The sequence below is a fragment of the Streptomyces gelaticus genome (assembly GCF_014649535.1).
Classification (GTDB): domain Bacteria; phylum Actinomycetota; class Actinomycetes; order Streptomycetales; family Streptomycetaceae; genus Streptomyces; species Streptomyces gelaticus.
This window is the reverse complement of sequence record NZ_BMTF01000001.1, coordinates 272,142-288,631: the sequence shown is the minus strand read 5'-3', so window position 1 is coordinate 288,631 and position 16,490 is coordinate 272,142. Positions and strand designations below refer to the sequence as shown.

Annotated in this window: 17 protein-coding genes and 1 riboswitch; of the genes, 10 read left to right on the top strand and 7 right to left on the bottom strand. The window is 71.2% G+C overall.

Annotated features, from left to right (window positions below):
- Positions 1-111: 111 nt before the first annotated feature.
- A complete protein-coding gene (locus IE107_RS36025) occupies positions 112-327 on the top strand; it encodes a helix-turn-helix domain-containing protein (protein WP_189540049.1) in 216 nt (71 codons plus the stop codon).
- Between the two features lie 112 nt (positions 328-439).
- Here IE107_RS36025 and IE107_RS01320 read toward each other — a convergent pair whose 3' ends face one another.
- Both IE107_RS01320 and IE107_RS01315 read right to left on the bottom strand, forming a co-directional pair.
- Positions 440-1,681, bottom strand: a complete 1,242-nt coding sequence (locus IE107_RS01320) for an MBL fold metallo-hydrolase (RefSeq protein WP_189540047.1) — start codon at positions 1,679-1,681, stop codon at positions 440-442.
- 100 nt (positions 1,682-1,781) lie between these two features.
- Positions 1,782-2,222, bottom strand: coding sequence for a PPOX class F420-dependent oxidoreductase (locus IE107_RS01315; protein WP_189540044.1), 441 nt, complete (start codon positions 2,220-2,222; stop codon positions 1,782-1,784).
- A 158-nt stretch (positions 2,223-2,380) separates the two neighbouring features.
- Between IE107_RS01315 and IE107_RS01310 the strand changes: the two genes are divergently transcribed.
- From IE107_RS01310 to IE107_RS01300, 3 genes are all read left to right on the top strand, one after another.
- Positions 2,381-2,944: a carboxymuconolactone decarboxylase family protein gene (locus tag IE107_RS01310; RefSeq protein WP_189540042.1), complete on the top strand. Its 564-nt coding sequence runs from the start codon at positions 2,381-2,383 to the stop codon at positions 2,942-2,944.
- 84 nt (positions 2,945-3,028) lie between these two features.
- A complete protein-coding gene (locus tag IE107_RS01305) occupies positions 3,029-3,352 on the top strand; it encodes a hypothetical protein (protein ID WP_189540040.1) in 324 nt (107 codons plus the stop codon).
- Positions 3,353-3,446: 94 nt separating this feature from the next.
- Positions 3,447-4,037, top strand: coding sequence for a TetR/AcrR family transcriptional regulator (locus IE107_RS01300; RefSeq protein ID WP_189540038.1), 591 nt, complete (start codon positions 3,447-3,449; stop codon positions 4,035-4,037).
- A gap of 65 nt (positions 4,038-4,102) precedes the next feature.
- On the opposite strand, the gene IE107_RS01295 is transcribed toward IE107_RS01300, so the two are convergent.
- Positions 4,103-5,104, bottom strand: a complete 1,002-nt coding sequence (locus tag IE107_RS01295) for a DUF6745 domain-containing protein (RefSeq protein WP_189540036.1) — start codon at positions 5,102-5,104, stop codon at positions 4,103-4,105.
- Between the two features lie 135 nt (positions 5,105-5,239).
- Positions 5,240-5,566, bottom strand: a complete 327-nt coding sequence (locus tag IE107_RS01290) for a DUF8820 family protein (RefSeq protein ID WP_189540034.1) — start codon at positions 5,564-5,566, stop codon at positions 5,240-5,242.
- A gap of 190 nt (positions 5,567-5,756) precedes the next feature.
- Between IE107_RS01290 and IE107_RS01285 the strand changes: the two genes are divergently transcribed.
- Genes IE107_RS01285 through IE107_RS01260 form a run of 6 tightly spaced genes read left to right on the top strand, consistent with a single transcriptional unit; the run spans position 5,757 to position 11,933 of the window.
- Complete coding sequence (locus IE107_RS01285) at positions 5,757-6,713, top strand: STM4015 family protein (RefSeq protein WP_189540033.1); 957 nt, start codon at positions 5,757-5,759, stop codon at positions 6,711-6,713.
- A gap of 6 nt (positions 6,714-6,719) precedes the next feature.
- A complete protein-coding gene (locus IE107_RS01280; RefSeq protein WP_189540031.1) occupies positions 6,720-7,691 on the top strand; it encodes an STM4015 family protein in 972 nt (323 codons plus the stop codon).
- Positions 7,672-8,826 carry an STM4014 family protein gene (locus IE107_RS01275; RefSeq protein ID WP_189540029.1) on the top strand — a complete coding sequence of 385 codons (1,155 nt, stop codon included), beginning with the start codon at positions 7,672-7,674 and terminating at the stop codon, positions 8,824-8,826. Before IE107_RS01280 ends, IE107_RS01275 begins: the two co-directional genes overlap by 20 nt.
- 37 nt (positions 8,827-8,863) lie before the next feature.
- A complete protein-coding gene (locus tag IE107_RS01270) occupies positions 8,864-9,679 on the top strand; it encodes an STM4013/SEN3800 family hydrolase (protein WP_189540027.1) in 816 nt (271 codons plus the stop codon).
- Positions 9,676-11,046 carry an STM4012 family radical SAM protein gene (locus tag IE107_RS01265; protein ID WP_189540025.1) on the top strand — a complete coding sequence of 457 codons (1,371 nt, stop codon included), beginning with the start codon at positions 9,676-9,678 and terminating at the stop codon, positions 11,044-11,046. Before IE107_RS01270 ends, IE107_RS01265 begins: the two co-directional genes overlap by 4 nt.
- 8 nt (positions 11,047-11,054) lie before the next feature.
- Positions 11,055-11,933, top strand: a complete 879-nt coding sequence (locus IE107_RS01260) for an STM4011 family radical SAM protein (protein WP_189540023.1) — start codon at positions 11,055-11,057, stop codon at positions 11,931-11,933.
- A gap of 39 nt (positions 11,934-11,972) precedes the next feature.
- On the opposite strand, the gene IE107_RS01255 is transcribed toward IE107_RS01260, so the two are convergent.
- The 3 genes from IE107_RS01255 to IE107_RS01245 all read right to left on the bottom strand — a co-directional run bounded on the left by IE107_RS01255 (position 11,973) and on the right by IE107_RS01245 (position 16,488).
- Positions 11,973-12,818: an SGNH/GDSL hydrolase family protein gene (locus IE107_RS01255; protein WP_189540021.1), complete on the bottom strand. Its 846-nt coding sequence runs from the start codon at positions 12,816-12,818 to the stop codon at positions 11,973-11,975.
- 189 nt (positions 12,819-13,007) lie between these two features.
- Entirely contained in the window at positions 13,008-13,934 is a 927-nt protein-coding gene (locus tag IE107_RS01250; RefSeq protein ID WP_189540019.1) for a M23 family metallopeptidase, read from the bottom strand.
- 3 nt (positions 13,935-13,937) lie between these two features.
- A riboswitch (cyclic di-AMP (ydaO/yuaA leader) is annotated at positions 13,938-14,094 on the bottom strand.
- A 297-nt stretch (positions 14,095-14,391) separates the two neighbouring features.
- Positions 14,392-16,488: an alpha-galactosidase gene (locus tag IE107_RS01245; protein WP_189540016.1), complete on the bottom strand. Its 2,097-nt coding sequence runs from the start codon at positions 16,486-16,488 to the stop codon at positions 14,392-14,394.
- Positions 16,489-16,490: the final 2 nt, after the last annotated feature.

Here is a 16,490-nt window from a genome sequence, read left to right as displayed (position 1 = left end):
GACACCCCCTCCGCGCCTCCCCGCCCGTACGGCCGGCCCCTCGGTCGATGCAACCGTGCCGACCGCACCGGCTGTTCCCGGCGCAGCCAATTGGTGATCTCGGCCGGCAAAATGTCTGGGCTGTGGTCCGACCAACCGGTCTCGCTCAAGCTGGAGGACCTGAACGTCATCTGCGTGGTCCTCGGCTACGAGATCGCCGACCGGCGCGAACAGCCGCACCACTGGATACCCGGCCGGGCCGTGCAAGCCTTCGCGGCGCCCGAAGAAGGCTGCGTCGGCCGCGCCGACGGCAACCCTGAAGCACCCGATCGACCAGCCCGGGCGTGACAATCCGGGTCACTCCGCCCAGATGTCCGGGAACGAATACCACCCCTCACCGGGCATGGCAGACTCCACCGCGACTGCGTCATTGCGTTCAGGCATTCCCCCCTGCCCCGAGTCACCGCTCACCCGCAAGGTCAAGATCGCGGTCGCCCTGCCCCTGAGTAACGTCCGTTGCCTCGCCGCGGCGCCAGGGATGTGCAATCGGGCCAGCCACGGCCCGCCACCAGGGATCGAGCGGAAGCGCTCCCGCAGGCTCGAAGGGCTCGCCAGGACGAGGAAATGCGGCCGACTGCTCGGCTTCCTCCGCGGCATCCTTGGTCCACTCGCCGGGCTCTGCCCACGGGTGCACGGAAAGGGTGAAGGTGCCCCAGTGGATCGGCATCATGACGCCGTACGGCTTACCCCCTTGCAGGTCAAGGTGCGCCTGTACCCCCTGAGCCGGCGTCATGTGAATGTCGGGCCACCCACCGGGCAGCGGCGTACGGTCCGTGTGGTTCTTGGGCCAGTACTCGGAATAAGCACCGATCTGGATCATCGTCGCGTCGAACGGGCCGTGTTCGGCGCCGATGTCCTTGAAGCCGGGGAAATAGCCGGTGTCGCCGCTGTGGTAGATGCGGTGCTCGGGGCCGACGACTGCCCAGGACGCCCAGAGCGTGTGCTGCTGGTTGCGCAGGCCGCGGCCGCAGAAATGGCGCGCCGGCGTGGCCGTCAGGCCGATACCGGCGATCTTCGTGGTCTCGTTCCAGTCCAGTTCGCGCATCCGGTCAGCGGACACGCCCCACCGCTCCAGGTGGGCGCCGACACCGAGCGGGACGGCGAACACCGTGTCCGTGCCGGCGAGGGCCCGGATCGTCGGCAGATCGAGGTGGTCGTAGTGGTCGTGCGAGATCACCACCGCGTCCACCGGCCCGAGCGCGGCGAGCGGCAGCGGGACGGGGTGCAGCCGTTTGGGCCCGGCGAAGGCGAAGGGGGAACAGCGCTCGCCCCACACCGGGTCGAAGAGCACCCGTCGGCCGTCGATCTCGGCGAGAACACTGGAATGGCCCATCCAGGTGAGCCGCAGCCCCGTGGCGGGTGTCTCGGCGAGATCGGCGTAGGTGGTGGCGTGCACGGGCACGGTGCCGGCCGGTGCCCTGCGTGCCCGCTCCTCCTTGCGGAAGTAGACCTTGGCGAACTCCAGCGCCGATCCGGACGGCCTGGTCCGCGCCCCCTCCGGGTTCTGGAAGACGCCGTCGGCGAAGTTGGGCGAGCGGCGGATGCGCTCCATGCGGGCGCCGTCCGGGTCCGCGCCGAATGCGGCGGGTCGCAGCGAACGCAGCCGGGTGCGGAGCGGTGGCAAGGGGTCGGCGCCGGTCACAACATCTCCTGGGGGAGTCGGTGTCGTCTCATTGTGGGCAGGGGGTACGACGGCGCGAGGGCGGAAGGCCCCGCGGGACCGGCGGCCGGACCGGTCCGCGTCAGCCACGCGGCTGCCCGTACACATGGTCGATGTGCAGCCGCAGCACGATGCGCCGGTCCCGGACCATCGCGCTGCGGTAGTCGTCCCAGTCGGGATGTTCGCCCTGGACGTCACGGTAGAGAGCGATGAGCTCCTCCACCGTCGCGTCGTGCGGATCGGTGGCGACCGGGGACAGTTCGGCGGTGGCGTCCACGACCGTCCACGCCCAGCGGTCCGCGCTGGTGACGTGGTAGCTCGCCCGGGGGTCGCGGCGGAGGTTCTTCGTCTTCGCCCGGTCGTCGGTGATCGAGACGCGGACGATGCGCTCCTTGGGGTAGTAGAAGTGGTTGACATTGGACAGCTGGGGCCGGCCGTCCCGCCTGAGTGTCACGAGCACTCCGCCGTTCTCCTCGGCGAGCAGCCCGAGCAGAGCTTCCTGCCGTGCGTCGAATCCCGTCATGCCGAATCCAACGTCCGTGCCCGCCACAGGATTCCGCATCCGGCAGGATCGCGATGTCACATCCGGGGACCCCTCGTCCGTCACACCGGTGCAAGCAGCCCTCCGGTGGCACCCGACGCCGCCGGACGGCACCGGAGCCGTACCGAAGGAGACCGGCCATGACCGCTCGAATCCCGCTCGACCCGCCCCGTTCCCTCCTCTTCCGTGCCGTGTCGTGGTACTCGAACCGTGCGTACGGCAAGGTCATCGATCCGCTGCGGGCCTCCGCCCACCACACCGGGGTGCTGTGGGCCGGGGCCCGGTTCGAGCTGTCGGTGGGCCGCTGGAAGAAGCTGGACGCGCAGCTCAAGGCGCTGGCCGTGATGGCGTCGGCGGCCACGATCGGCTGCAGCTGGTGCATGGACTTCGGCTACTGGGAGAACCAGCGCCACGGCATGGACCCGCGCAAGCTGCGCGATGTGCCGGTGTGGCGGGAGAGCGAGCTGTACACCCCGCTGGAGCGCGACGTCATGGAGTACGCGGAGGCGATGAGCCTCACCCCGCCGGAGGTCGGGGACGAGCTGGCGGAGCGACTGGGGGCCGCGCTCGGCGAGGCGGCGTTCGTCGAACTCACGACGATGGTCGCGGTGGAGAACATGCGTTCGCGGACGAATTCCGCTCTCGGCCTCACCAGTCAGGGCTTCAAGGACCGGTGCGAGGTGGAACCTCCCGCGAACCGCTGACCCGGCGAATCGGCCGGCACGTCCGCCCCGGTTCCCCCGGCAACGCCCGGCCGGAGCAGCACCGTCACCCTGCTGACCGGCGACGTGGTGACGTACTCCGGCCATGGGAACGGCGTACAGATCAGCTCGATCGTGCCGGGTGCCGGCCGTGAGGGCATGGGCTTCACCCGCTTCCGGGCGGACGGCCACGAGCACGCCGTCCCGGTCGACGTTCTCGGCCGGATCTCCGGCGGCCGGGTGGACCAGCGGCCGTTCGACGTGACCGCTCGCCGCCTCGGGCTACACGGACGCCGGGACGGAACTCGCTGCGCATCCTTCGCTGAACGAGACGCTGATCGATGCCTACAACTCGGGCTGAGCCGACATCCGGTGCCGGCGACGCGCGCCGGCGCGGAGGGCGCCGGCTGAGCAAGGGGGCGGGGTCGTGGGCGGCCCCGCCCCCCGCTCTTCCCGTGCGGGGCATATTCGTTAGGGTGACGCCGTGGCAAGAGTGCGGTTGAGCGTGGCGGAACGACGTGAAGAGTTGCTGCGCGCTGCCGTCGAACAGATCGAGGTACGGGGCGTCGCGGCGGTCCGGATCGCCGATGTGGCCGCCGTGCTCGGAGTGAGCAACGCACTCGTGCTCTATCACTTCTCGACCAAGGAGAAGCTGGTCGCGGCAGCGTTCGCGCATGCCGCCGAGGCCGACCTCGCCCATCTGCGCAAGGTGCTCGGACGCCGCACCAGCGCGGTACGGCGGCTGCGCGCCGCCGTGCGCTGGTACGCGCCGACGGGGCAGGCCAAGGGCTGGCGGCTGTGGATCGAGGCCTGGGCCGCCTCGCTGCGTGATCCGGCCCTGCGCAATGTGGCCGGCGATCTCGACCAGCAGTGGAAGGCGGAACTGGCCGAGGTCATCGAGGAGGGCGCAGCCGCCGGTGAGTTCCACTGCGACGACCCGATGTCCGCCGCCTGGCGGCTGACCGCCCTGCTGGACGGCCTGGCCGTGCAGACGACGTCGTACGCGGGTCCGCTCTCCCGGGCCACGATGCTGGCCTGGACCGACGAGGCGCTCGCCCGCGAACTCGGCATCGACCACGAGGCGCTGACGGCCTGATCCCGCCCGCCCCGGCGGCGGTCCGGGCGGTGGTCCGGCAACGCGATCCATGGCCGGCGGTCAGGTCAGGTCTGGCGCACCGGTTCGTACGCGTCGCCCTGAAGTCCGAAGGTCCAGGCCACGCCGTCCTTCGCGGTCCTGGTGCTCGGCGGCACCCGCAGCCAGTAGACGCGGTGTGTGCCGTCCGGCTCCGGGGTGGAGTTGACCACCTCGACCATGACCACGTCCTCGTCGCCGTCCATCGCGATGCGCCAGAGGACGCCCGTCTCGTCGCGGTGGACCGGCTCGGCGCCGGATTCGGCGAGGTAGCGGTCGTAGCCGTAGAACTCCAGCATCACGCGGCGCAGTTCCGCGTTCTCCTCCTCGCGTATCCGCTTCGGGGTGAGGGAGTTCAGCTCTTCCAGGAACTCGGCGGGCACGGGCATGCCGCGCCAGGCGTGGAGCGCGAAGCCGTCGCGGTAGGCGAGCGCCGGGCCGTCCCCGCGGTCGAGCCGGCCCGCCTCGTCCCGGTACAGCGCCTCCGGGCGCTCGCTGATCACCACGACGCGCTCATAGGGCCACCACCAGCCCGCGTGCCTGGCCACCTCGGCCAGACCGCGGAGCCGGTCGCCCCGGCCGTCGAAAGCGGCGAGCCAGGCCGCGTCGTGCTGGCCCAGAACCGCGTCGAGCAGCACCAGCCGGACGGCGGACTCGTCCTCGGGGCGCCCGGCGAGGTCGGCGACGACACCGGCCCTGATCCGATCGGCCAGTGCCGCGGTGGTCTCCCAGAGCTGTGCGCCCGTGGCGGACCACAGCGCGGACCAGCCCGCCGGGCCCAGTTCGTCGTACATCCGGCGACGCTCCTGGGCCCAGGGCCGCGTCCGCACCTCGTCGCGCACCGAGCGTCCGGCGTCGACGAGCTTCTCCACGGCCTCCACCGCGGCCCTCGGCGAGTCGACCCAGACGATCTGCTCCGGCTCGGCGAGTCCTGCGCTGCGGTAGGCGAGCCGCAGCCCGTCCTCGGCCGCGGACCGGTCGGCCGCGCCGGTCGCCGCTGCCACGGCCCGCCATGAGTCCACGTACTGCATCGGTCTTCCCTGTCCCCTGTGTTGTTCTGCGATCGGTGTTCGTGTGCTGTGTTGTTCGCGGCGCGCTGTGCCTCGTGTCGTTGTGCGTCGTACGCCGTGCGCCGCGGGATCGCCGGGCTTCTCCCCGGACCGCCTTCAGTCCGCGACGATGCGGACCGCACCCGGTGTGTACTCCCGCTGGCGCACCACGCGGTACCAGCCCTTCGAGAGCGGTATCGCCGCGTGCTCCTCGTGCACCACCCGGCCGCCGTCCGGAAGATGGAGCAGCATCGGCCCGAACACCCCCGCCTCGCGTATCAGCCGGCCCGGGCCCTGGACCGCGTGGGCATGGCCGGTGACCTCGCCCAGCGCGAGGACCATGCGGCCCTTGCCGTCCCTCGGTTCACCCGGCGCGTCCACGAGATGCGCCGGCACAGCCGACTCGTCCAACGACACGATCAGTACATCGCCCTGCCGGTACACAGACGTCTCCCCTCGATGGCCGCACCCGCTGTGCCGACCACGGAGAAAACGCTACGGGCAGGGTCTGACAATCGACCGGCGTCCGACCGGAACGGCGGGCCGTCGCGGCGGTCCCGGTCGCGCCGTTGTCAGTGCGGCTTGATAGACCTTGTGGGCATCAGCCGTTCCCCAGTACCAGGAGCCCACGGTCATGTCCGGTGTGGACCATCTGCACGAGTTGCTCGGCCTGCCCACTGTCGACTTCCAGCACGCGACGGGTGAGGCGCCCGTGCAGGCCGCCGATGCGGCAGCCTGGCGCATCTCGGTCGATCCGTACGACGACGATTCCGAGATGACCTGGGAGGACGCCTTCCAGGCGTTCCTGAAGGCGGTCGACCCGGCCGGGGTGCGGGCCCTGATAGTCGGCCAGTGGGGCGAGTCGTACGAGGAGCCCTCGTCCTACCCGATCGATCTGATCATCGCCGCCGCCGACCGGCTGACCTCACTGGAGGCCGTCTTCGTCGGCGACATGATCTCGGAGGAGAACGAAATCTCCTGGATCGAGCAGTCGGATGTGACGGCTCTGCTGAAGGCCTTCCCCGGTCTGCTCGAACTGGGCGTGCGCGGCGGCACCGACCTGGTCTTCTCCCCCACGAAGCACGAGCGGCTGCGTTCACTGACCATCGAGACCGGCGGTCTGCCGGTCTCGGTGATCCGGGGTGTTCTGGACAGCGAGCTGCCCGCGCTGGAGCGGCTCGACCTCTGGCTCGGTGTGTCCGCGTACGGGGGCGACGCCGATGTGGCCGACCTGGCCCCGCTGCTCTCCGGCACCCGATTCCCCCGGCTCACCCATCTCGGTCTGCGCAACAGCGAGTTGCAGAACGAGATCGCGACGGCCGTCGCGAGTGCCCCGGTCGTCGCGCAGCTGCGTGTCCTGGACCTGTCGGAGGGCACCATGGGCGACGAGGGCGCGGCGGCGCTGCTGGACGGCCAGCCGCTGACCCATCTCGAAAAGCTCGATCTGCACCACCACTTCATGACCGAGCCGATGGAGCGCCGGGTCCTGGAGGCGCTGAGGCCGCACGGCGTGCGGGTCGATGTGTCGGAGCGCGAGAAGCCCTGGGGCGACCGCGGCGTCGAAGGCCGCTACACCTCGGCCTCGGAGTGACGTGCCATGACCGACATCGAACACCCCGAGTCGTTCCACGGTCTGCCCGTCCACACCCTTCCCGGTCCCGGCCGGACCCCTGCCACCCCGCTGCCGGAGGCCGGTTCGGTCGCATGGCGGCTGGAGAGCGCCTGGCAGGGCGATCTGGCATTCGGCCCGCTGTGGCAGCACTTCGTCGACACGGTCGACACGACGCGGGTGCGGGCGCTGGTGATCGGCGGCTGGTGGCAGCAGGAGTACGAGCCCTTCGCCCCGGTCGCCGATCTGCTGGTCCGTGATGCCGAGCGCTTCCCGTCCCTGCGGGCGCTCTTCCTCGCCGACGTCGTCAGCGAGGAGTGCGAATTGTCGTGGCTGGAGATGTGCGACATCACCCCGGTGGTCGAGGCGTTCGGGCAGCTGGAGGAGTTGGCGGTACGCGGCTCCGGGGATGCGGGCTCCGACGGATCGTCACTGGATCTGCAGCCGGTACGGCACAAGGCGCTCAAATCGCTGCGGTTCGAGTCGGGCGGGCTTCCGTCCGGCATCGTGCGGGCGATCGGAGCCTCCGATCTCCCGGCGCTGGAGCGCCTCGAACTCTGGCTCGGTGTCTCCGAGTACGGCGGTGACACCTCGGTCGAGGACCTCGCCCCGCTGCTCTCGGGTGCGACGTTCCCCGCCCTGCGCCATCTGGGGCTGCAGAACAGCGAAATCCAGGACGAGATCGCCGCCGCCGTGGCGTCCGCCCCGGTCGTCGCCCGGCTGGAGTCGCTCTCCCTCGCGATGGGGACCCTGGGCGACGAAGGCGCCGAAGCGCTGCTCTCGGGCCAGCCGCTCACCCACCTGACCTCGCTGGACCTGCACCACCACTACATGAGCGAGCCGTTGGTGGAACGCCTGGGGAACCTGCTCGGTCCGGACCGGGTGAACACCGACATCGACGAGGCCGAGGACTGGGATCCGGAAGAGGACGGCCACCGCTATGTCGCCGTCGACGAGTAGTACGACCGGCCCGGTGCCGCGCTTCGCCGTCGTGGGTGTGCCCGGCAACCGCCGGGTCACGCTCTTCCAGGACGCCGTGCGCGCCGCCGGGCTGCCGGCGGCGCGTGTCGTGTCCTGGCTCGACGTCCTGCGCGGCGAAGCGGGCTTTCTGCCCGGTGACACCGTACGGATGGACTCGCCGGGTGAGGACGCCGAGGTGGAGCGGCTGCTCCGCGCGGTCGGGGATCCGACAAGGGTCGAAGGCACCGCCCTCTGGTACGCCCGGTTCACCGCGGCCGTGCGGGAGGTGGAGCGCGCGGCGGCCGCTGCGGGTGCCGTGCTGCTCGACGATCCCGGCGATGTCGCGGTGTTGTTCGACAAGCGGCTCTGCCATGGCGTGCTCACCGGCGAAGGGGTACCGGTCCCGGCCTCACCGACCTCGGGAGTCGCCGCGCCCGTGGTGCGGGACTGGGCGGACGTACGGGAGCGGACGGCGGACCGCGGTCTGCCCAGATTCTTCGTGAAGCTCGCGCACGGCTCGTCCGCCTCGGGGGTCCTGGCCGTGGAGACGGCCGGGCCCGGCCGGGTCAGGGCCACCACCTCGGTGGAGCGGGACGCCTCGGGCCGGCTCTTCAACTCCTTGCGGGTGCGCCGCGTCACGACGGAGCGGGAGGTCGCGGCGATCGTCGACGCGCTCGCTCCGGACGGGCTGCACATCGAGCGCTGGCTGCCCAAGGCCACCCGGCGGGGCCGGGCGACGGATCTGCGGGTCGTCGTGGTGGCCGGCCGGGCCACCCACGCCGTGGTGCGCACCAGCCGCTCCCCCATGACCAATCTCCATCTCGGCGGCGAGCGCGGGAATCTCGGCGAGGTCCGCGCCGCCGTCGAGGCTGCGGGCGGCAGCTGGAGCGAGGCCCTGGCCGTGTGCGAACGGGCCGCGGCGTGCTTCCCGGACACCCTGTGTGTGGGTGTCGATCTGCTGCCCTCGACCGGCTGGCGGCGCTTCGCCGTCGGCGAGGTCAACGCCTTCGGTGATCTCCTGCCGCGGCTGACCGGTCTTCCGGGCAGCGGCGCCGAGGGCCTGGACACCTACGCGGCGCAGGTCGCCGCCGTAATGAACACAGCAAGGGACCACCGTGCAACCACCACCGCCTGACACCCCGCGCACTCCCGTGGACGCCCGGAACCCGGACATGAGCGAGATCGTGGGCAGCCACGATCTGCTGCTCGTCACCCTCGACACGCTGCGCCACGACGTGGCGGTGGAGCTCGCCGCCGCGGGCCGCATCCCGCATCTGGCGCGCCATCTGCCGGGCGGTGTCTGGGAGAAGCGGCATGCGCCGGGTAGCTTCACCTACGCCTCGCACCAGGCGATCTTCGCGGGATTCCTGCCCACACCGGCGGGGCAGGGGCCGCACCCCCGGCTGTTCGCGGCGCGTTTCGCGGGCAGTGAGTCCACCGCCTCGGGGACCTTCGTCTTCGACACGCCGGATCTGCTCTCCGGCCTCGCCGACGTGGGCTACCGCACGGTGTGCATCGGCGGTGTCGGCTTCTTCAACAAGCAGGCGCCGCTGGGTTCCGTGCTGCCCGGCATGTTCCAGGAGAGCCACTGGGAGCCGGAGTTCGGCGTGGCGTCGCCCACCTCCTTCGAGGCGCAGGTGGCCCGTGCCGAGGAGGTCGTCGCCGGGCTCCCCGAGGAGCAGCGGCTGTTCCTCTTCGTCAACGTCTCCGCCCTGCACCAGCCCAACTGGTTCCACCGCCCGGGCGCCACCCGCGAGGCGGGCGACTCCCGTGACACGCACGCCGCGGCCCTGGAGTACGTCGACGCCCACATCGGCAGGCTCTTCGCCGCCGCGAGCAGCCGCCGTCGCTGTTTCGCCATCGTCTGCTCGGACCACGGCACGGCGTACGGGGACGACGGCTACACCGGTCACCGGCTCGGGCACGAGTCCGTCTGGACCGTTCCGTACGCGCACTTCTTCCTGGAACCGGGGGCCATCGCACCATGAGCACCATGAGCACCACGAGCGCCGCGCCGGCCGTCCGGCCGTACCGGAGCTATGTCTACGCCTACCCGCACAAGACCGTCTACCGGCCGCTCGCCGACCGGCCGGCACTGCGCGAGCTGTGGGCGGCCGAGCGCAAGGACGCGCTCTCGCTCTACCTGCACATACCGTTCTGCGAGGTCCGCTGCGGATTCTGCAATCTCTTCACCCGCATCGGCGCCCCGGACGAGCTGACGACCCGGTATCTCGACGCGCTGGACCGGCAGGCCACCGCGGTCCGGGACGCGCTGGGCGACGAGGAGCCGGTGCGTTTCGCCGCGGCCGCGTTCGGCGGGGGCACTCCCACGTTCCTGACCGCCGCGGAACTGGAGCGGCTCTGCGACATCGCGGAGAAGCGGATGGGCGCCGATCTGCGGGCCGTTCCGCTGTCGGTCGAGACGTCGCCGTCGACCGCGACGGCCGACCGGCTGGCCGTCCTCGCCGACCGCGGTACGACCAGGATCAGCATCGGGGTGCAGAGCTTCGTCGAGGCGGAGGCGCGGGCCGCGGTGCGCCCGCAGCGGCGGGCCGATGTGGAGGCGGCGCTGGACCGGATACGCGATGCCCGCATCCCGGTTCTCAACATCGACCTGATCTACGGCATCGACGGGCAGACCGAGCAGAGCTGGCGCGCCTCGCTGGACGCGGCGCTCGGCTGGCGGCCGGAGGAGCTGTATCTCTACCCGCTGTACGTGCGCCCGCTGACCGGTCTCGGACGGCTCGACGCGGACGGTGGCGCCGCGGCGGACGCGGCCTGGGACCAGCAGCGGCTGCGGTTGTACCGAGCGGGCCGGGACCATCTCCTGGCCCACGGCTACGAGCAGGTTTCGATGCGGATGTTCCGTCGCGCCGATGCCCCGCGCACGGACGGCCCGGACGACTACGCCTGCCAGACCGACGGCATGATCGGTCTGGGGTGCGGTGCCCGCTCGTACACCACGAAGCTGCACTACTCCTTCGACTACGCGGTGGAGATGCGGGAGGTGCGGGCGATCATCGACGGCTACGCGGCCACCGAGGACTTCTCCCGCGCGCAGGTCGGGCGGTACGTAGACGGCGAGGAGGCGCGCCGTCGCCACCTCCTGCAGTCGGTCCTCCAGGCGGAGGGGCTTCGACTGGCCGACTACCGGGAGCGGTTCGGCACGTCGCCGGCCGACGACTTCCCCCTTGAGCTGGCCGGCTTCGAGGCGCGCGGCTGGCTCGACACGTCGGCCGGGGCCGCCGGACTACTACGACTCTCCCCCGAGGGCCTGGCCCACTCCGACGCCCTGGGCCCGGAGCTGTTCTCCCCCGGTGTACGGGCCGCGATGGCCGCGTACGAGCTGAAGTGAGCGCGCCGATGGACCTGACGATCCTCTACCGTGGCCCGCTCGCCTCGTGCGACTACGACTGCCCGTACTGCCCGTTCGCCAAGCGCCGCGACAGCCGGGAGCAGCTGCTGGCCGACCGGGCCGCGCTGGAGCGGTTCACGGAGTGGGCCGCGGGGCAGACCGGTGACCGGATCTCGGTCCTGTTCACGCCGTGGGGCGAGGGGCTGGTCCGCTCCTGGTACCGCCGGGCGCTGGTCGATCTGGCGCGGCTGCCGCACATCCGTCGGGTCGCGATCCAGACCAACATCAGCAGCCGTACGGGGTGGCTGGCCGAGGCCGGCGAGGCGGGCCGAGAGAAGATCGCGCTGTGGTGCACGTACCACCCGGGGCAGACACCCTACGAGCGGTTCCTCACCAAGTGCCGGGAGCTGACCGCGCTCGGCATCCGGCACAGTGTCGGGGTCGTCGGGCTCGACGACCACCTCGACGAGGCGCGGCGGCTGCGCGCCGCGCTGCCCGAGGAGGTCTATCTCTGGGTGAACGCGGCGGAGGGCCACACGTACACGGACGAGGAGGCGGACCGCTGGACGGCCATCGACCCGCTCTTCCCGTACAGCCGGCATCCGCACCGGTCGGCCGGACTGCCTTGCAGGACCGGTGAGTCGGTCGTCTCGGTGGACGGTGACGGCACGGTGCGGCGCTGCCATTTCGTCCCGGCCGAGCTCGGCAATCTCTACGACGGGAGCTACCGGCGGGCCCTCGGTCCGCGCGCCTGTCCGCTGGCGGTCTGCGACTGCCACATCGGCTATGTGCATCTGGAGACGCTGCCGCTGTACGACGTCTTCGCGGGCGGGGTGCTGGAGCGGATACCGGCGTCGCTGCCGCCGCCGCCCGCCGGACGTGCCTGAGCTCCGGACACATCCGGCGAGGCCTTGCCGGTCGCGGCACTAGAGCGGCAGCAGGTCCGGCCGCTTCGCCTCGACGTGGTCACCGGAGGATTCGCCGCGCAGCCGCCGGCCGATCCACGGAACCAGGTACTCGCGCGCCCAGTGGATGTCGTCGCGCCGCACTTCGAGGGTGCCGCGCTGCTCCTGCGGGGGCCATTCCTGGTCGGGGTCGGCCGGCACGTCGATGCCGAGGACCTGGGCGGCGCGCAGGGCGACCCTGGTGTGTCCCTCGGCCGACAGATGGAGCCGGTCGTCGTCCCAGGCACGCCGGTCCTGGACGGACCGCAGCGACCACAGGTCGAGGACCGGGCAGTCGTAGCGGTCGGCGATGGCCCGCACATGGGCGGTGTACGTGGCGATCTTGCCGCGCAGATGGCGCAGCACGGGAACGCCACGGGTGTCGAAGCCGGTGGTGACCATGACCGTGCCGACCGCCGCGGTCAGTTCGGCGACGGCGCGCTCGAAGCGCTCGGCCACGTCGTCGGGGTCGGTGCCCGGCCGGATGATGTCGTTGCCACCCGCGCAGAAGCTCACCAGGTCGGGGGCGAGCTCCTTGGCGCGCGGCACCTGCTCCTCGACGATCTGGTCGAGGAGGCGTCCTCGTACGGCGAGATTGGCGTACCTGAAATGGCCGTGCGCGGAGCCCTCGGTGCCCGTCGCCGCATCGGGGTCCGGGAGCTGGTCCGCGAGAAGTACCGCGAAACGGTCCGCCCAGCCGACGAAGGTCCCGTCCGGGCCGGGGTCGCCGACTCCCTCGGTGAAGCTGTCGCCGATCGCCGCGTACGACCCGATGACGCCCTGTCGGTTGATGACGCCACGTTGATTTTTTCTCGAATCGTCTGCCACAAACGCCTATCCTGCACCGCGGAATGTGACCTACGCGACCGTAATAAGGGGTTGACGGGTGGTGAGATAGACCACCCGGTCAGGTTTCGGTAAAGGGGGAATAAGCAGAAGGGGCGGTGCGCCGACGCGCACCGCCCCTTCTGTGTTGCTCAGGTCATGCCGTGTTGCTCAGCCGTCCGGCCGTTCGGCTCAGACGTAGATGCCGTGCGAGGCCAGGTAGGCGATCGGGTCGATGTCCGAGCCGTACGCCGGGCCGGTACGGACCTCGAAGTGCAGGTGCGGGCCGGTGGAGTTGCCGGTGGAGCCGGAGAGGCCGACCTGCTGGCCGGCGCCCACGCTCTGGCCCGCCGAGACAGAGAGGGAGGACATGTGGCCGTACTGCGAGTAGCGGCCGTCGGCGTGCTTGATGACGACCTGGTTGCCGTACGCGCCGCCCCAGCCGGCGGTGACGACGGTGCCGGAGGTGATGGCCTTCACGCTGGTGCCGCTGGCGACGGGGAAGTCGATCCCGCTGTGGCTGCCGCTGGACCAGTTGGAACCGGAGGCACGGTAGTTGGTGGTGTGGTTGCCGGGGACCGGGTGGACGTAGCCGGAGCTGCTGCTCTTGGCAGCCGGCGCCTTGCTCTCCGGGGCGGCGGTCACGGACTTGGCCGGGGCGGACTTCTCGGCGGCCGACGCGACGGCCGAGGGCGCCTTCGACGGGAGAGCCGAGCCGGCGCCGGCGCCGGTGGGCGCGGCGCTGCCGGCCGCCTCGGCGCCGAGGGTCAGCTTCATGCCCGGGAAGATCAGACTGGGGTCTTCGCCGACGACCTTGCGGTTGTCCTGGTACAGCTTCTGCCAGCCGCCCTTGATCTTGTGCTCGGCGGCGATCTTCGACAGATAGTCGCCGGAGACGACGGAGTAGGTCGTGGTGGCGGCCTGCTTCTGCGCGACCGGCTGGGCGTGCGTGGCGGCGGCCTGCTGCGGGGCGGCGGCCGGGGCGGCCTGCTCCGCGGCGTGGGCACCGGTGGCGCCGAGCAGCGGCAGTGCGATGACGGCGCCGCCGGCGCTGACCGCGGCGATGCCACGGGCGACGGGACCGATCTTCGGACGGCGGTGCTTACCCGATGTGGGCATGACGTATTTCCTCTCCGGCGCCTGCGAGGTGAGCTGTCGGGTTCGGGCTGGAGATGCCCGGCCGCGCTGAGCGCGACTTCACCCCGAGCCGGCCGGAATTCTCCGGTCGGCGACTTACCTGGTTCCCCCGCTCCTGCCACGCGATGAGTGGATGCGAATTCCGGGCGGCGGCAGGATTAGGCGGTCCGACCGGATTGACGGTGACCGTAAGCGAGCCGGGACGACGAGAACAAGCCGCGGGTTCCGTGCCGGAATCCGCGCCGGGGAAATCGGCGCGGAATTCCGGTCACACTCCGTGGATTAAGGATCTTTCCTTTCCGCGCGGCGCACGGAATACCCGACTCACCTGTCGCCACACACCGTCACGGATATGATCCCGCTCACGAGGCGGCCACCATCTCCCGCACAAACGGGCGATGTTCGGACAAAAGCCCGCATTACGGACATGACCCTTCTGTCACCCCCGCCGCAGCCGCAGCACCCGTGCGTCGAGATCCCCCTGGAGTTCCGTGTGCAGCCCCTGGTGGAGCAGCGCCGAACCGTGGTGCACCGTCCCCGTGTCCAGGCAGGTATAGGTCGCCGCGGGGTCGAGCCCGCGCAGCCGCAGGGCCGGGGGCCGCTCCCCGTACCGCTGCGCCTCCAGCCACATCAGAACCACGGTCTCCTCGCCGTGGACGTACTGGACCGCGCTGAGTCCGCCGCGCGGCTCGCGCAGCCGGTACAGCGCGCCGTACTGCACGACCGGCCGGATCTCCTTGTAGAGGTCCACCCAGGACCGCGCCTCGGCCAGCTCCTCCTCGCTCCATTCGGTGAGGTCCCCACCGACCCCGAGCACCCCGGCCATGGCGCTCACGAAACGGAAGCGCAGCGAACTGACCCTGCCGTTGAGCTGGTGATTCGGGCTGTCGGTGACCCAGGCGGCCATCACCCTGGCCGGGTGGATGTGCCCGAAACCCTCCTGGATGGCGAGACGGTCGAGCGGGTCGGTGTTGTCGGAGGTCCACACCTGGTCCGTACGGGACAGGATTCCCAGGTCGATCCGGCCTCCGCCGCCCGAGCAGGACTCGAACGCGACCGAGGGATGCGCGGCCCTGAGCCGGTCGATCAGTGCGTACAGGGCGTCCACATGCTCGATCCAGAGCTTCTGCGGGTACTCCTCGCCCGGCCATCCCGCATCGGTGAAGCAGCGGTTGAAATCCCACTTCACATAGTCGACGGGCGTGCCGGAGAGCAGCGTGTCCAGCTGCTCCCAGAGATATTCCTGCACATCGGGGCGGGCCAGATTGAGGACCAGTTGGTTGCGGTACTCCGTCCGCGCCCGCCCGGGGAAGTGCTGCACCCAATCGGGGTGCGCGCGGTAGAGGTCACTGTCGGCATTCACCATTTCCGGCTCGACCCAGATTCCGAACTGCATGCCGAGCCCGTGCACTTCGTCGGCGAGCGGCTTCAGCCCGCCGGGAAAGCGGTCCGGATTCGCCGTCCAGTCGCCGAGCCCGGCCCGGTCGCTGGTCCGCTGCCCGAACCACGCGTCGTCCACCACGAACAGCTCGACACCCATCGCGGCGGCGCGCTCGGCGAGGGCGCGCTGCTGGTCCAGCGAGATGTCGAAGCCCGTCGCCTCCCAGGAGTTGTAGAGCACCGGCCGCGGCTTGTGTGCGTCCGGGATCACATGGGCCAGCTGCCAGGCGTGCCAGGCGCGGCTCGCCCCGCCGAACCCCTGGCCGCTCCACAGCCCGGCGAACACGGGCGTGGTGTACGACTCCCCCGGTGCGAGCCGCAGCAGTCCGGAGTCGTCGTAGCCGGCGCCGCCGGTGATCTGGACGAGCCCGTCGGGCAGCCGCTGCACGGAGATCCGCCATGAGCCGGACCAGCCGAGCGCACAGCCGTACACCTCGCCGCTCTCCTCGGTCGCGGCACCGTCGGCGTCCAGGGCGACCCACGGCAGGTACTGGTGGCCGGTGTGGCCGCGCCTGCTGGAGATGACGCTCTCGCCGTGGGTCAGCTCCGCCCGCGCCAGCCGCGACTCCGCCGCCCAGCGCCCGTGCAGCCGGCTCAGCCGCCAGCCGTCGCGGGCGGGCAGCGACCAGGCGGCCGCGTCGGCGCGCAGCAGCTCCAGCGGCGGGCCGTCCGCTCCGGCATGGGCGACGGTGGCCCAGCGCTCCACGACATCGGAGTCGTCCCGCATCCGGTAGTGCAGGGTGAGGGCGAGCCGGTGCACGGAGTCGGTGAAGCCGATCCGCAGTTCGTCCCCGTCCACCGAGGCGGCGGCGAAGGCCCACTCGGTGCCCCGGACTTCAGGGGTACGCACCGAGAGCGCCGGGCGGACGAACCGGGGGCCGCCCTCCACCGGATACTCCTCCCGGCCGTCGAGGTGGGACTCGAAGGCCCTGAAGGGGAGCTCCGGTGCCGCGGCCAGCGCCTCGGCCGCCGCGAGGGAGATCCTCGGCCCCCAGTGCAGATGGACCAGCTCGTCCTGCTCGGTCAGCCGCAGTGCGTAGCTGCTGCTCGCCCCGGTGAGCAGCCAGGTCCGGCCGGTGTTGCCCGTCTCGATCATCG

Coding starts and splice junctions, on each gene's coding strand:
- IE107_RS01265 (WP_189540025.1), top strand. CDS start 9,676: ATGAGCACCATGAGCACCACGAGCGCCGCGCCGGCCGTCCGGCCGTAC.
- IE107_RS36025 (WP_189540049.1), top strand. CDS start 112: ATGTCTGGGCTGTGGTCCGACCAACCGGTCTCGCTCAAGCTGGAGGAC.
- IE107_RS01250 (WP_189540019.1), bottom strand. CDS start 13,934: ATGCCCACATCGGGTAAGCACCGCCGTCCGAAGATCGGTCCCGTCGCC.
- IE107_RS01270 (WP_189540027.1), top strand. CDS start 8,864: ATGAGCGAGATCGTGGGCAGCCACGATCTGCTGCTCGTCACCCTCGAC.
- IE107_RS01310 (WP_189540042.1), top strand. CDS start 2,381: ATGACCGCTCGAATCCCGCTCGACCCGCCCCGTTCCCTCCTCTTCCGT.
- IE107_RS01260 (WP_189540023.1), top strand. CDS start 11,055: ATGGACCTGACGATCCTCTACCGTGGCCCGCTCGCCTCGTGCGACTAC.
- IE107_RS01275 (WP_189540029.1), top strand. CDS start 7,672: ATGTCGCCGTCGACGAGTAGTACGACCGGCCCGGTGCCGCGCTTCGCC.
- IE107_RS01295 (WP_189540036.1), bottom strand. CDS start 5,104: ATGCAGTACGTGGACTCATGGCGGGCCGTGGCAGCGGCGACCGGCGCG.
- IE107_RS01245 (WP_189540016.1), bottom strand. CDS start 16,488: ATGATCGAGACGGGCAACACCGGCCGGACCTGGCTGCTCACCGGGGCG.
- IE107_RS01280 (WP_189540031.1), top strand. CDS start 6,720: ATGACCGACATCGAACACCCCGAGTCGTTCCACGGTCTGCCCGTCCAC.
- IE107_RS01315 (WP_189540044.1), bottom strand. CDS start 2,222: ATGACGGGATTCGACGCACGGCAGGAAGCTCTGCTCGGGCTGCTCGCC.
- IE107_RS01285 (WP_189540033.1), top strand. CDS start 5,757: ATGTCCGGTGTGGACCATCTGCACGAGTTGCTCGGCCTGCCCACTGTC.